The 306-nt window shown below is 51.6% G+C and carries 1 protein-coding gene; it reads left to right on the top strand.

Going from position 1 to position 306, the window contains the following annotated elements:
• The coding region (locus HMPREF3052_RS03675; protein ID WP_141756602.1) for an integrase core domain-containing protein at positions 1-306 on the top strand (306 nt) is incomplete at both ends.

Genomic DNA, 306 nt, shown 5'->3' with positions numbered 1-306 from the left:
CATACCTGATTGAGTGCGTTTACTCTGACAACGGTACGGAATATAAAGGCTTGGCCAACCATGCTTTCGGTGTAGCCTGTTATGAGAACGGGATTGGTCAAAAGTTTACCCGGGTTGCCCGTCCGCAGACCAACGGTAAGGCGGAACGGGTTATCCGCACCCTGATGGAGATGTGGCATGGGAAACAGTTGTTTGACAGTCCGGAACACCGGCGAAAGGAGTTGTGCCGCTTTGTTAATTTCTATAACACTGTGAAGCCGCACCGCAGTTTGAACGGCGATACGCCGTTTGAGGTCTTGCAGGCTT

It is taken from the genome of Neisseria sp. HMSC056A03 (genome assembly GCF_001815685.1).
GTDB lineage: Bacteria > Pseudomonadota > Gammaproteobacteria > Burkholderiales > Neisseriaceae > Neisseria > Neisseria subflava.
This window is presented reverse-complemented; position numbering and strand designations above follow the sequence as displayed.